General features: G+C 71.0%; 11 protein-coding genes. 7 read left to right on the forward strand and 4 right to left on the reverse strand.

The features are described from left to right. Nucleotides 1–1415 (reverse strand): DEAD/DEAH box helicase (locus ACOJUF_RS01630; protein ID WP_420120119.1); only part of this gene is annotated, 1415 nt, incomplete at its 3' end. A 120-nt stretch (nucleotides 1416–1535) separates the two neighbouring features. Here ACOJUF_RS01630 and ACOJUF_RS01635 point away from each other — a divergent pair. Then, nucleotides 1536–2594 (forward strand): endonuclease/exonuclease/phosphatase family protein, encoded by a 1059-nt coding sequence (locus ACOJUF_RS01635; RefSeq protein ID WP_420120120.1) that lies wholly within the window; start codon nucleotides 1536–1538, stop codon nucleotides 2592–2594. Nucleotides 2595–2696: 102 nt separating this feature from the next. After that, nucleotides 2697–3032: a YnfA family protein gene (locus tag ACOJUF_RS01640; RefSeq protein WP_420120121.1), complete on the forward strand. Its 336-nt coding sequence runs from the start codon at nucleotides 2697–2699 to the stop codon at nucleotides 3030–3032. A gap of 144 nt (nucleotides 3033–3176) precedes the next feature. Here the strand turns inward: ACOJUF_RS01640 and ACOJUF_RS01645 are convergent, their stop codons facing one another. The 3 genes from ACOJUF_RS01645 to ACOJUF_RS01655 all read right to left on the reverse strand — a co-directional run bounded on the left by ACOJUF_RS01645 (nucleotide 3177) and on the right by ACOJUF_RS01655 (nucleotide 7291). Continuing rightward, nucleotides 3177–4454 (reverse strand): serine hydrolase domain-containing protein, encoded by a 1278-nt coding sequence (locus ACOJUF_RS01645; protein WP_420120122.1) that lies wholly within the window; start codon nucleotides 4452–4454, stop codon nucleotides 3177–3179. Between the two features lie 45 nt (nucleotides 4455–4499). After that, nucleotides 4500–6068 (reverse strand): APC family permease, encoded by a 1569-nt coding sequence (locus ACOJUF_RS01650; RefSeq protein ID WP_420120123.1) that lies wholly within the window; start codon nucleotides 6066–6068, stop codon nucleotides 4500–4502. 179 nt (nucleotides 6069–6247) lie between these two features. Beyond that, a complete protein-coding gene (locus tag ACOJUF_RS01655; protein ID WP_420120124.1) occupies nucleotides 6248–7291 on the reverse strand; it encodes a hypothetical protein in 1044 nt (347 codons plus the stop codon). A 261-nt stretch (nucleotides 7292–7552) separates the two neighbouring features. Here ACOJUF_RS01655 and ACOJUF_RS01660 point away from each other — a divergent pair, with 261 nt between their 5' ends. The 5 genes from ACOJUF_RS01660 to ACOJUF_RS01680 all read left to right on the forward strand — a co-directional run. Beyond that, on the forward strand, nucleotides 7553–9373 hold the full coding sequence (locus ACOJUF_RS01660) for a sensor histidine kinase (protein WP_420120125.1): 1821 nt from the start codon (nucleotides 7553–7555) through the stop codon (nucleotides 9371–9373). Continuing rightward, nucleotides 9364–10041 carry a response regulator gene (locus tag ACOJUF_RS01665; RefSeq protein ID WP_420120126.1) on the forward strand — a complete coding sequence of 226 codons (678 nt, stop codon included), beginning with the start codon at nucleotides 9364–9366 and terminating at the stop codon, nucleotides 10039–10041. The genes ACOJUF_RS01660 and ACOJUF_RS01665 overlap by 10 nt, the downstream gene beginning before the upstream one ends. A 155-nt stretch (nucleotides 10042–10196) precedes the next feature. Continuing rightward, nucleotides 10197–10856: a TetR/AcrR family transcriptional regulator gene (locus ACOJUF_RS01670; protein ID WP_420120127.1), complete on the forward strand. Its 660-nt coding sequence runs from the start codon at nucleotides 10197–10199 to the stop codon at nucleotides 10854–10856. Then, entirely contained in the window at nucleotides 10856–12589 is a 1734-nt protein-coding gene (locus ACOJUF_RS01675; RefSeq protein WP_420120128.1) for an ABC transporter ATP-binding protein, read from the forward strand. Before ACOJUF_RS01670 ends, ACOJUF_RS01675 begins: the two co-directional genes overlap by 1 nt. Nucleotides 12590–12677: 88 nt before the next feature. Then, the coding region (locus ACOJUF_RS01680) for an ABC transporter ATP-binding protein (RefSeq protein ID WP_420120129.1) at nucleotides 12678–13862 on the forward strand (1185 nt) is incomplete at its 3' end.

A 13862-nucleotide genomic window follows, 5' to 3' on the forward strand; every position in this document is an offset into this window, starting at 1 on the left:
GCGACGATCTGCTGGGCGGCGATGTCGAGCGGGTTGGCGATGGTCGACAGCGACTCGATCGCCCCGACCTGCATCCGGCCGGCGACCACGGCCGCCGAGATCAGGTCGCCCCGGAACTTGGGGAACATGACGCCGTGGCTCGGCGCCCCGACCTGGTGCCCGGCCCGCCCGATCCGCTGCAGCCCGCTGGCCACCGACGGCGGCGCCTCGACCTGCACCACCAGGTCGACCGCACCCATGTCGATGCCCAGTTCCAGGGACGAGGTGGCGACCACCGCGGGCAGCCGACCGGTCTTGAGCTCGTCCTCGACCAGCGCCCGCTGCTCCCGGGACACCGACCCGTGGTGGGCCTTGGCCAGCACCGACGCCGCGCCCAGGGACGACCCGGACTGGGCGATCGCCTCGGCCGGCGAACCGAGCCGCTCGGCCTCCGCGCGCAGCGCCTCGTCGCTCGCGGCGTGGCGTTCGGCATGGATCTCGTTGAGCCGGGCGGTCAACCGCTCGGCCAGCCGGCGGGAGTTGGCGAACACGATGGTCGAGCGATGGGACTCGATCAGATCGACCCCCCGCTCCTCGACGTGCGGCCAGAGCGAGCTGCGGTTGACCTCGCCCGCCGCTTTGCCGGTGAGGTCCTCGGTGACCTGCCCCAGGGCGGCCATGTCCGGGACCGGCACCACCACGTCCACGTCGATCTGCTTGGTCGACGGCGGCTGCACCACGGTGACCGGGCGGCCGCCGGCGAGGAACCGGGACACCTCCTCGACCGGCCGGACGGTCGCCGACAATCCGACCCGCTGGGCCGGGCGATCGAGCAGGGCATCCAGCCGGTCGAGCGAGACCGCCATGTGCGCGCCCCGCTTGGTGCCGGCGACGGCGTGGATCTCGTCGACGATGACCGTCCGGATCCCGGTCAGCATCTCCCGGGCGCGGCTGGTGAGCAGCAGGAACAGCGATTCGGGTGTGGTGATGAGGATGTCGGCGCCCTCCCGGGCGAACAACCGGCGGTCCTGGGCCGATGTGTCGCCCGAGCGCACGGCGACCGACACCTCCGGCAGGGGCAGGCCGCGGGCGGTGGCCAGCCCGCGCAGACCGGCCAGCGGCGACCGCAGGTTGCGCTCGACGTCGACGGCCAGGGCCTTGAGCGGTGAGAGGTACAGCACGGAACAGGCGGGCCGGGAGCCGGCGGGATCGGCCGGCGGCCCGATGAGCTCGTCGATCGCGGACAGGAACGCGGCCAGCGTCTTGCCGGACCCGGTCGGCGCCACCACCAGGGTGTGCTCGCCGCGGCCGATCGCGTCCCACGCGCCGGCCTGGGCCGCGGTCGGACCGGCGAACGCGCCGGTGAACCACTCCCGCACCAGCGGGTGGAACCGGTCGAGGGCCGCCGGCCCGGAGCCGGCGTCGGGTGTGCTCACCCGGTCATTGTGCGTGCGTGGTCCGACAGTCCCGCCGGAGCGCCCCGATCAGCGGGTTCATCCGGTCCGGCGGTTACCGTGCACCTGATCACGGGCAGGGGACGACCAGGGAGGCGACCGGTGGGGGTCCAGTCGAACGGGACGGCGGCGCTGGCCGGCTTGGTGATCGGCGGCGCCGCGCTGGTGCAGCCGGCGCGGTGGCTGCGGGTGCGCGGACGGGCGGACACGGCCGTGGTGACCCTGGCCTCGGTGTCCCTGCTCCCGGCCGCGGCGGCCGAGCTGACGCTGGTCGCCGGCCGGCGCTGGACCGCCGCGGGCGTCGGGGCCGTCGTGCTCGCCGCCGCCGCCGCGGTGCACGCCCCGCTGTTCCGGCGGACCGCCGCGTCGGCCGCGATCGCCGCCCGCTCGATCGACGGCCCGGAACCCGGTTCGAGCGGGACACCGGCAGGCGCTCCCACCCCCGACCACACCCCCACCGCCGACCACGGCCCCGGCGCCGCGGTCCGGCTCACCGTCATGACCGCGAACCTGCTGCACGGTCGGGCCGATGTCGAGGCGCTGGCCCGCACCGCCGAGCGGCACGACGTCGACGTGCTCTGCGTGCAGGAGGTCCATCCGGGCGCGCTGAACGCGATCGGCCGCCGGGTCGCCGGGCAGCTTCCGCACCGCCACATCCGGGGTGGGTTCCGGGGTGCCGGGACGGGCATCTTCAGCCGTCATCCCCTGGTCGACGGGCAGCTGCCGGACGGCTACGGCTTTCCGCCGGTCGTCGCCGACGTCCTGGTCCCCACGTCCGGCGACCCGCGCCGGGTCGGCGTCATGTCGTTCCACAGCAAGGCGCCGGTCGGCAACGGTGGGGCCCGGTACTGGGCCGACGACCTGGCCCGGCTGGGCCGGCTGATGGCCGCGCACCCCGGCCCGCTGATCGTCGCGGGCGACTTCAACGCGACCCACGATCATCGGCAGTTCCGCGATCTGCTCACCGGCGGGTACCACGACGCCGCCGCCGATGCCGGCGCCGGGTTCGTCTTCACCTTCCCCGCCCACCGGTTCCGCGTGCCCATCGCGGGCCTGGACCACGTCGTGCTGAGCCGGGAGCTGGTCGGCCTGGACGTCCGGTCGGCCCGCCAGCCCGGCACCGATCACAAGGCCGTCATCGCCCGCGTCGCCCTGACCTGACCGGCGCTGCCGGACCCTGTCTGCCCTGATCCGTCCCACCGCTGCCGCCCTGCCGTTCTCAGGCGAGGTCGGGCCGGCCGGCTCCTACTAGCGTCATGGCTCATGACCGTCGTCAAGTCGATCCTGCTGTTCGTCCTGGCCGCCGTGGCCGAGATCGGTGGCGCCTGGCTGATCTGGCAGGGCGTCCGCGAGCACCGTGGGCTGCTGTGGATCGGGGCCGGAGTGATCGCTCTCGGCTTGTACGGGTTCGTCGCCACCCTGCAGCCGGACGCGGCCTTCGGCCGGATCCTGGCCGCCTACGGCGGGGTGTTCGTCGCCGGGTCGCTGGCCTGGGGCATGGTCGTAGACAAGGTCCGCCCCGACCGCTGGGACCTGATCGGCGCCGCTATCTGCCTCGTCGGCGTCGCGGTGATCATGTACGCGCCGCGGTCGGCCTGACCCGCCGGCTCGGACCGCCTCGGACCGATCGACTTGCCACCTTGCGCCCTCCCGGGGGCCCGATAAGGGCGCAACCTGGCAAGTCGATCGAGCCACCACCGCCCCCCGGGCCCGCGACCGGCCCGGGGAAGGGGCGGGTCTCAGTCAGTCGATCACCGCCGCCGCGGCCGCGGCGATCAGCCGCAGGTTGTGCGGCAGGGCGCCGTCGAACCCGGGGGTGCTCATGGTGAGGATGACGGTGTCCTGGGCCGGGTTGTTGACGAACTTGGTGGAGAAGAAGCCCTGCCAGCTGTACGCACCCGGACCGCCCAGGTAGTGGATCGACCCGGCCGGCGCGTTCACGCCCTCCTGGATGTCGACCATGTACCCCCACTTGTTCTGCGTCAGCTGCCAGTTGCGCAGGTCGCCGATCTGGTTGGTGGTCATCAGCCGGACCGACGACGGGCTCAGCACCCGGACCCCGTCCAGCGCACCCCGGTTCAGCAACATCTGGGCGAAGCGGAAGTAGTCGGCCGTGGTGCCGTGCAGCCCGCCGGCGCCGCTGAAGTAGGTCTGGTGCTCGCTGAACGTGTAGTCCGGGCCGAGGTTCCCGTGCCCCAGCGGCGACGACCCGACCTGCTTGGCGTCCCGGCCGGCCCAGTAGACGGCGGCGATCCGCTCGTGCACCGACGTGGGCGGGAAGAACCAGGTCTCGTGCATGCCCAGCGGGGTGAGGATGTGCTGACGCAGGTAGCTGTCGAAGTCCTGCCCGGAGACGACCTCGACCAGCCGGCACAGCGTGTCGACGCTGTTGTTGGAGTAGTCGAACATGGTGCCGGGCTGGGCGATCAGCGGCAGCGACGCCAGGATCTCGATGTTCTCCTGGAGCGTGATCGGCGGCGCGTTCAGGTCGTCCATCAACCCGGCGTCCTTGTACAGCTGCGGCACCACGCCGTAGACGGGCGGCTCGAACATCCGGTACCACCAGGTGTTCGTCATGCCGCCGGTCATCGTCAGCAGGTCGTGGACGGTGATCTCCCGGTCGGCCGCGGCCAGGTGGGTCACCTGCCAGTCCCGGACGACGGCGACCTTCGGGTCGGCGAACGCCGGCAGGTAGGTGGAGATGGGCTCGTGCAGGGCGATCCGACCCTGCTCGAACAGTTGCAGCACGGCTACCGCGGCGATCACCTTCGACATCGAGGCGAGCCGGAACACGCTGTCGGTGGCCATCGGGACGACCTCGCCGTCCCGCTCGTCGGCCTTGCCGAAGGCCTTGAAGTAGCAGACCTTGCCGTGCCGGGCGACCAGCACCACCGACCCCTGGTAGGCGTTCTCGGCCAGGAACCGGTGCTGCAACCGGTCGATGTTGGCCAGGTAGGCGCTGCTGACCCCGACATCCTCGGGTTCGACCTGCTCGGGGGGTGTGATGTGCGGGGTGCCCATGCGGAGAGTCCCTTCTGACGACGGTGTCAAAGACCGCCGCGAAGACTACTCCGGGATGATCAGCGTCTGAGTGTTCCGGTTCAACGTCCTGCCCTGGAAGAAGGCCTTGTCCCGGGCCCGCATGATGAACATCAGGACCGCCCCGAGCAGGATCAGCCCGAGGCCCAGCACGAACACCACGCCGAGGCCGAAGATGGCCACCCCGCTACCGTCGTACTCCGGATCGGCGCTGTCCTTGAGGGTCACGAAGAAGACGAACCACAGCCCGAGCCCCCCGATCAGCGGCAGCAGGAACTTGAAGATGACGTTGTTGAAGCTGGTGAACAGCTCGGCGCGGAAGAACCAGACGCAGCCGATCGCGGTGAGCCCGTAGTAGAAGCAGATCATCAGGCCCAGCGACAGGATCGTGTCGGTCAGCACGGCCTCGGAGACCAGGAACAGGATCGCGTAGAAGGCACCCGCGATGCAGCCGGCGACGATGGTGTTGAAGCCCGGGGTCTTGAACTTCGGGTGGATGCTGGCGAACCGCGCGGGCAGCGCCCGGTAGGACGCCATGCCGAGCATGGTCCGGGTGGTCGGCAGGAAGGTGGTCATCAGGCTGGCCGCCGACGAGGCGAGCACGGCCAGGAACAGCAGGTTGTACCAGGGGTTGCCCATGACCGGTTCGGCCAGCGCCCCGAACACGTTGTCCTGGTTCGCCTCATTACTCAGGCCGAGACCCTCGGTGCCGTCCCCGGCATACATCAGCGCCGAGATCGACACCAACAGGTAGGTCAGCAGGATGGAGAGCACGCAGAGCAGCGCCGCCCGGCCCGGCGTCTTGTCCGAGTCCTTGGACTCCTCGTTGATGGTCAGGGCCGTGTCCCAGCCCCAGAACGAGAAGATCGAGGCGCCCAGGCCGGCCACGAACGCCGACAGCGTCAGCCCGGTGAAGGGGTTGAACCAGTCCCAGTTGAAGGCCAGCCCGTCCGGGTCGTCGGGGCCACCGGCCTTGGTGACCGCGGCGATGACGAACCAGGCCAGCACGATCAGCTGGAAGCCGACCAGGATGAACTGCACTTTTTCGGTGGTGGTGATGCCGCGGTAGGCGACCGCCGTGGCCATGGCCAGGAACAGCAGGCAGGTGCCGATGTTGACGGCCTTGTTCTCCCACAAGGCGCCGAGATTGTCGTTCTTGAAAAGGCTGCCGAGCAGTTGATAGAAGAACTGGACGCCGATCGCGGCCAGGTTGGCCAGCACGATGATCGTCGCGACGATGGCGACGAATCCGCCGAGCCAGCCGACGTACGGGCCGAACGCCCGGGTGGTCCAGGTGAAGGACGTGCCACAGTCCGGGTCGACGCGGTTGAACTCCCGATACGCGTAGGCGGCGAAGAACATCGGGATGAAGCCGGCGATGAAGATGATCGGCATCTTCACCCCGGCCACCGCGACCACCAGGCCGATCGTCGCGGTCAGGGTGTAGGCGGGGGCCACGCTGGAGATGCCCAGGACGGTCCCACCGAGCAGACCGACCGAGCCGCCGGCCAGGCCCTTGTCCTTCTCCGCGTGATGGTGGCCGTCCTTGCCCAGCAGGGCGTCTCCGACGTGGTGCTCCGAACCCTCAGTACTCATGAGTCGCCTCGCCTCGGTCAGCGCGGAAGGGTGTGCTGGTCACGAACGCGGTCACAGTAAACCTGACACATGACGCAGCCGATACTCGGGAACCTCTTTTGTTTGCGATCGTGACGAAACGTAGACCGGACGCCCCGACCGGGTGATCGGTCGGGGCCCGGTTCGCGCGTCCCGAGCGGTCAGATCCTCTCCTCACCGGAGACGACGTCCGGCGTCCGGCTCATGTCCGGGATGTCGAAGTGGACGTTGGTCAGGTGCCAGACCGTGTTGCCCATCGTCACGGTGAAGTCGCCGTACTGCCGGGTCGTCGGCTGATGCACCTCGACGTAGCCCCGGTGGCCCGGGCTGACCTTGAACGTGCGGCTGATGGTGCCGGTGCGCCCCTCGCTCCAGGTCTTGCCGTACTTGGCCGACAGGGTGGTGTCCACCAGCCCGAAGAGGGTCATCTTGGCACTCACGGTCCCCTCGACGCTGGAACTGGCGTTGAAGGTGAACACGTCCGACACGGTCACCGGCAGCGGCTCGGCGAACCGGTTGACCTCCGAGGCCTTGCGGGACACCAGCGCCGGCCCGGCCTGGGTGGTCGTCGGCCGGAAGGTGCAGCTGGCCTGCCCGCCGGCGCAGAGCTGGTTGAGCAGGTCGGCCTGCCGCTGCTTGTCGGCATCAGGCACGGTGATCGACGTGCCGAACGGGTCGACGAACGTGGCCCGCTGCGAGGTGTAGCCCAGCCCCTGGACGTCCAGCCCGCCCAGGCGACCGTCGCTGTAGGGAATCATGATGCTCGGCGTCTTGAGGAAGGAATCGACCCACAATTCCATCTGGAAGACCCGCACGCTGCCCGAACCGTCGTCGTCGGAGAAGGTCAGCTTCGTCTTCGGGGTGTCGCCGAACCACCACACCTTCTCGTAGTGCAAGGACTCGCCGGGCCGCAGCACCGTGCCGATGTAGGGGGCACCGTCGCCCCGGCCCGGGGAATCGATGGCCGAAAGCGTGATGGTGTGGCTGGACAGGTTCCGGATGTCGAAACCCTGGGTGTAATGGACGGCGGCCGAGGCCAGCGCCGGCCCCGCCGATCGGGCCGGGGCGGCGGCGACGTCGGTGGCCCCGGCGAGCCCGGCGAACGCGCCGGCGATCAGCACGGGCGAGAGCACCCGCAGCGCGAACCGGCGGCGGCCGGTCATTCCGTCGGTGGCCGTCCGGGCGGTCTTGTGGGTGGCGGTCATGTCATTGTCCTTTCGATTGTCGGGCACTATCTCGACGCAGCGTCGACCGCGCCCGACAATGGATTCGAGTGGTATTCGATGATGCGAACTCAGGCCGGACTTTCCGTTCTGAGGTATTTCCCCGGGGTGATGAGAAAACGATAGATTCGGCGCGCGCCGGTATCGATGGACCGCACTCCACAACCGATGGGTGCCTGCACCACACCGGCTCGTCCACCGATCGGTGGTGCGCCGGAGCCGGCCGCCCCGGATGCTGGTCCGATGATCACGGCAATCCGCCCGGCCGGCGCCGCCGCCCCGCCCGATTCGAGCCTGCGGGACGCCCTGCTGGCGATCGGCGGCCTGATGGGCGTCCTGGTCTACGTCGAGCTGGCCGTGCCGGGCATCGCACCGGTCGGCGCCGCGTCCGTGCTCGACGCGATCGCGGTCACCGCGTTCACCGGGACCGGGCTGGTCGCCTGGCGACGCCGGCCGCACAACCGCACCGGACGGCTGCTGGTCGCCACCGCGGCCGCGTTGCTCGTCGCCGGGATGAACGACGATCAGGTGCCCGGGCTCCAGGTCCTCGGCCGGATCGCCGAGTCACTGCCGCTGGCGGTGCTGATCCACCTGCTGCTCGCCTACCCTTCGGGCCGGCTGGCGGGGCGGGCGGCCCGGGTGACCGCCGCGGCCGGCTACGCGGTCGCACTCGGGCTGCAGTACCCCAGGAGCCTGCTCCCGCCGGCCGCGTCCGACGCGCTGTGGAACGTGCAGGCCGGGCTCGGGCTGATCGTCCTGATCGCCACGTTCGCGCTGGTCAGCCGGGGCCTGGCCGGCACGCCGACGGCCATCCGGCGGCAGCTCGCACCCTTCGTGCTGGCCGGCTGCGCGATGCTGGCGCTGATCGCCGGATCCCTGGTCGTCCTGCATCGGCAGCCCGCTCCCGACCAGTCCGATCTGGCCGTCCTGGTGCAGGTCGCGGCCGTCTCGGTGCTGCCGTTCGCCTTTCTCGCCGGCATGCTGGTCGGCGCGTTCGGCCGGGCCGGGGAGCTCGAGGAGCTGGCCCGCGGCCTCGCCGACGCCTCGGCGGAACCGGCCCTGCTGGACGAGCTGGTCGCCCGCGCCCTCGGCGATCCGAGCGCGCAGGTCGCCTGGTCCCCGCCGGCCGGCGCCGGGTCCGACCCGGTCGACAGCCGGGGCGTGCCGATGACCGGTCCCGATGGTCCCCCGTTTCCCGCGACCGACGCGGTTCCCGCGGCCGACGCGGTTCCCGCGGTCCTCCGGGCCGGGGCCCCGGCCCGCCGGGGCGGGTGGCCGATCGGCCCGGCCGGCCGGCCGGTGGGCGGGCTGTCCTACGACCGCTCGGTGATCGCCGACGAGGGGCTCGTCGCGACCGTCGCCGGGCCGCTGGGCCTGGCGATGGACAACCGGCGGCTGGTGGTCGACCTGCGCGCGGCCGTGCGCGACCTGGACGAGGCCGCCGAGCGGCTGCGCGAGTCGCGGCGGCGGATCGTGGTCGCCGCGGACGCCGAGCGTCGCCGGATCGCCCGCGACCTGCACGACGGGCCGCAGCAGCGGATCGTGCTGATCGGCATCGACGCCCAACGGCTGGGCCGGCGGGCGGGCGACCCGGACCGGGTTCGTGACCTGGCCGAGCAGATCACCGAGCAGCTGCGGACCCTGCTGGACGACCTGCGCGCCCTGGTCCAGGGCATCATGCCGGCGACCCTGACCGAACGCGGCCTGGCCGCGGCGGTCACCGTGCTGGCCGAGTCGATGCCCGTGCCGGTGCGCCTGCGGCTCGACCCGGATCTGGGCCGGCTGCCGGCCGAGGTCGAATCCACCGGCTACTTCATGGTGGCCGAGGCGCTGACCAACGTGGTCAAGCACGCCGCGGCGGGGCGGATCGAGGTGGAGCTGCACGCGACCGGCGGGCGGCTGGCGGTGACCGTCACCGACGACGGCCGGGGTCCGGCCGGCGCCGTCCCCGGGTTCGGCCTGCGCAGTCTGCGGGACCGGGTCGGGGCGCTGGACGGTACCGTGACGCTCCGGCCGGGGCCCGCCGGGGGAACCCGCCTGCGAGCGGAGTTCGCATGCGCGTGATCATCGCCGAGGACGAGGTGTTGCTGCGCGAGGGCATCGCCCGCATCCTGCGCGACGAGGACTACCAGGTCGTCGGGCTGGCCGGCAGCCGGGACGAGCTGCTCGCCCAGGTCGCGGCGCACCGCCCGGAGCTGGTGGTCACCGACATCCGGATGCCTCCGGGGTTCACCGACGAGGGGCTCACCGCGGCCCGGCAGATCCGCCGCGACCAGCCGGGCACCCGCATCGTCGTGCTGTCCCAGCACGTGGACACCACCGGGGCGGTCGACCTGCTCGCCGACGGCGCCGACGGCCTTGGCTATCTGCTCAAACGGCGGGTGATGCACCTCGACGAGTTCCTCGACTCGGTGCGCCGGGTCGCGGCCGGCGGGTCGGCGATCGACCCGGAGGTGATCGCCACCATGGTCCGACGGGAGGTCCGGGACCGCGGCGGCGACGACCGGGATTCCGGGATCGCCGCCCTGACGCCGCGCCGGCTCGAGGTGCTGGAGTTGATGGCGCAGGGCTACAGCAACACCCGCATCGCCCGCCAGCTGGTCGTCACCGAGAAGGCGGTCGCCCGCAGCATCGCGCTGATCTTCCAGACCCTGGGTCTGCCCCCGGACCCCGACGACCACCGCCGGGTGATCGCCGTCATCCGCTACCTGAACGGCCGCGGGTCGACCTGACCAGCGGTGACCCGACCCGGACCCGGCACTGACCCCCGCACCCGCGGACCATGCTCCGGCCCCGGCGCGGCCGGCCTTCCGCAGCCGACCGGGGCGCTCACCCGGGAGCGAAATCCCGTTGTGAGTGAGTACTCACTCAGCTAGGCTGCGATGCCGTGACCCCACCCCCTTCCGGCCGCGCCGCGCCGATGCCCGCCGAGGAGCGCCGGGCCGCGATCATCGCGGCCGCGACCCCGCTGGTCTGCGACCACGGGGCGACGGTGACCAGCCGGGAGATCGCCGAGGCCGCCGGGATCGCCGAGGGCACCGTGTTCCGGGTCTTCCCGGACAAGGACGCCGTCATCCGGGCCGTGGTGGACAAGATCCTGGATCCCGAGCCGTTCGTGCAGTCCTTGCGCCGGATTGATCCCGAGCAGAGCCTGGAGCAGGTGCTGCACGAGGCCGTCGAGGCGATGCGGCAACGCCTGGCCAGCGTGTGGCGGATCATGTGGATGCTGCGGTGGGTCGGGCCGCCGGGTGAGGAACCCCGGTCCACGTACGCACCGGCGGCCCGGCCGGACATGAGCCGGGCGAACGAGGCGATGGCCGACCTGCTGCTGCCCCACCGGCACCGCCTGCGCCTGCCGCCGTTCGAAGCCGCGACGATGTTCCGCCTGGTCACCTTCTCCAGTGCGCACCCCGCCATCACCGAGGGGCATCCGTTGCCGACCGGGCAGATTGTCGATCTGCTGCTGCACGGCATCGGCGCCCCCGCCGCCACCGGATCCCCGGCCGACCGATGTGAATCCGCCGCCCATGAAGTCGGAGTGATGTGATGCTGCTGACCCTGCTGCGCACCCGCCTGCGCCCCTACGCCGGACCGCTGCTGATCGTCGTGCTGTTCCAGCTGATCGGCACGATCGCCAGCCTGTACCTGCCCACCCTCAACGCCGAGATCATCGACGACGGGGTGGCCAAGGGCGACACCGGCTTCATCGTCTCGACCGGCGCGGTGATGCTGGGCATCACGATCGTGCAGATCGTGGCGACGATCGTCGCGGTCTACTACGGCGCCCGCACCGCGATGAGTTTCGGTCGCGACCTGCGTGCCGCGCTCTTCCACCAGGTCGGCACGTTCTCCGACCGGGAGGTCGCCCAGTTCGGGGCGCCGTCGCTGATCACCCGCAACACCAACGACGTGCAGCAGGTCCAGATGCTGGTGCTGATGACCTGCACGCTGATGGTGTCGGCCCCGATCATGTGCATCGGCGGGATCATCATGGCGGTCCGGACCGACCTGGGCCTGGCCTGGCTGCTGGTGGTCTGCATCCCCGTCCTGATCATCGCGATCGGCCTCATCGTGGTCCGGATGATCCCCCAGTTCCGCAAGATGCAGGCCCGGCTGGACGTGGTCAACCGGGTGTTGCGCGAGCAGATCTCGGGGGTGCGGGTGGTCCGCGCCTTCGTCCGGGAACCGCTGGAGACGCGGCGGTTCGCCCGCGCCAACGAGGACCTGACCGACAGCGCCCTGCGGGCCGGCCGGCTGATGGCGCTGATGTTCCCGGTCGTCATGCTCGTGGTGAACGTGTCCAGCGTGGCCGTGCTGTGGTTCGGCGGGCACCGGGTGGACGCCGGCGAGATCCAGATCGGGGCGCTCATCGCATTCCTGAACTACCTCATGCAGATCCTGTTCTCGGTGATGATGGCGACGTTCATGGTCGTCATGGTGCCGCGTGCGGCGGTCAGCGCCGACCGGATCAGCGAGGTGCTGTCCACCGAGACGTCCGTCCGGCCGCCCGCGCACCCGGTCGAACCGGGGACCCGGACCGGCGACGTCGTGCTCGACGGCGTCGACTTCAGTTACCCGGGAGCCAGTGATCCGGTGCTGTGCGGGGTCTCGCTGCACGCCCGGCCGGGCACGACGACCGCGATCATCGGCTCCACCGGGGCCGGCAAGACCACCCTGCTCTCGCTGATCCCGCGGCTGTTCGACGTGACCGGCGGCGCGGTGCGGGTGGACGGGGTCGACGTGCGCGACTTCGACCCGGAGACGCTGTGGGACCGGATCGGGCTGGTGCCGCAGAAGCCGTTCCTGTTCAGCGGCACGGTCGCCTCCAACTTGCGGTACGGCAATCCCGACGCCACCGACGAGCAGTTGTGGCACGCCCTGACCGTCGCCCAGGCGATGGATTTCGTCGCGGCGATGCCGGACGGGCTGGAGTCGCCCATCACCCAGGGCGGCACCAACGTCTCCGGCGGGCAACGGCAGCGCCTGGCCATCGCCCGCGCGCTGGTCGCCGATCCGGAGATCTTCCTGTTCGACGACTCCTTCTCCGCCCTCGATCTGGCCACCGACGCCCGGTTGCGGGCCGCGCTGCGGCCGCTGACCACCGATCGCACGGTGATCATCGTGGCCCAGCGGGTGTCCACCATCGCCGACGCCGATCAGATCGTCGTCCTCGAGGACGGCCGGGCGGTCGGCATCGGCCGCTACGACGACTTGATGTCCTCCTGCCCGACCTTCGTGGAGATCGTGCAGTCCCAGCTGTCCGCGGAGGTGCCGGCATGAGCGAGGCTCGCCGAGCGAATCATCGACACAGTGGCCCGGCCCGCTCCCGGGCCGCCGAGCCCGCGAGGCGTTCCGGGGAGGAGCCGGCATGACGACGGAGACCAAGGCCCCGGAACGGCCGGCGTTCGGCCCGCCGCCCCGGCGCGGGCCGGGCGGTGGCGGCCCGATGGGCATGGGCATGGGCATGCCGGTGGAGAAGTCGCTGAACTTCGGACCGTCGCTGCGGCGGCTGCTGCGCCGGATGCGGGGCGAGCGCATCGGTCTGGTGCTGGTCTTCCTGCTCGCCGTCGGCAGCGTCGCGTTCGCCGTCATCGGGCCCAAGATCCTGGGCAACGCGACGAACATCATCTACGACGGGTTCGTCGGCCGGCAGCTGCCGGCCGGGTTGACCAAGGACCAGGTGATCGCCGGGCTGCGGGCCGAGGGCAACACCACCTACGCGGACATGCTCTCGGCGATGGACGTGGTGCCCGGGCAGGGCATCGACTTCACCGCCTTGGCCCGCACCCTGCTGCTGGTGCTGGCGCTCTACATCCTGTCGTCGGTGTTCGGCTACGCGCAGGGCTACATCCTGAACGGGATCGTGCAGCGCACGATCCTGGAAATGCGGGCGGAGATCGAGGACAAGCTCAATCGGCTGCCGCTGCGCTACCTGGACAAGCACCAGCGCGGCGAGGTGCTGTCGCGGGTGACCAACGACATCGACAACGTCTCGCAGACCCTGCAGCAGACGCTGTCCCAGGCGGTGAACTCGCTGCTCACGGTGGTCGGCGTGCTGGTGATGATGGTCGTCATCTCACCCCTGCTGGCCGTCGTCGCGCTGATCGCGGTGCCGCTGTCGCTGGTCGTCACCACCCAGATCGCCAAGCGGTCGCAGCCGCGGTTCATCGTGCAGTGGCGGTCGACCGGTGAGCTCAACGCGCGGGTCGAGGAGACCTACACCGGGCACAGCCTGGTGAAGGTGTTCGGCCGGCGCAAGGACGCGCAGGCGGCGTTCGACGCCAAGAACGACGAGCTGTTCAAGGCCAGCTTCGGGGCGCAGTTCATCTCCGGCACGATGATGCCGTCGATGATGTTCATCGGGAACCTGACGTTCGTGGCGATCGCGGTGGTCGGCGGGCTGCGGGTGGCGACCGGCAGCATGTCGCTGGGCGACGTGCAGGCGTTCATCCAGTACTCCCGGCAGTTCACCCAGCCGCTGACCCAGCTGGCCTCGATGGCCAACGTGCTGCAGTCCGGCGTCGCGTCGGCCGAGCGGGTGTTCGAGTTCCTG

The organism is Nakamurella sp. (assembly GCF_048594475.1).
Taxonomy (GTDB): Bacteria; Actinomycetota; Actinomycetes; order Mycobacteriales; family Nakamurellaceae; genus Nakamurella.